This is a genomic window from Halomonas sp. ND22Bw (assembly GCF_003011945.1).
Classification (GTDB): domain Bacteria; phylum Pseudomonadota; class Gammaproteobacteria; order Pseudomonadales; family Halomonadaceae; genus Halomonas; species Halomonas halophila.
The window spans coordinates 1-260 of the sequence record NZ_PXWD01001159.1 but is presented as its reverse complement, the minus strand read 5'-3'; the positions used below and the strand labels follow the sequence as shown (position 1 = coordinate 260).

The 260-nt window shown below is 68.8% G+C and carries 1 protein-coding gene; it reads left to right on the top strand.

Going from position 1 to position 260, the window contains the following annotated elements; all coding sequences use genetic code 11:
- On the top strand, positions 1–245 hold a 245-nt coding region (locus tag CVH10_RS21815; protein ID WP_146143261.1), incomplete at its 5' end, for an EamA family transporter.
- Positions 246–260 lie beyond the last annotated feature (15 nt).

Below are 260 nucleotides of genomic sequence, written 5' to 3'. Positions count from 1 at the left end.
GGGCCGGGGTGGTGTCGTCGGTCCTGGCCACCACCCTGCTGTTCTGGCTGGTGCAGAGGCGTGAGGCGGGGCGTGTAACGCCGTATCTGCTGGCGACGCCGGTGGTGTCGATGGCGATCGGCTGGGGCCTGATGGGCGATGTGCTGACGCCGCAAATCCTGACGGGCTCGGCTATCGCTATGGGCGGGGTGGTGCTGGTGGCCCTGGCGGAACGGGGCTTGCGCGCGGGCGCGGCCAAGGCTTGATCTGATCAGAAACGA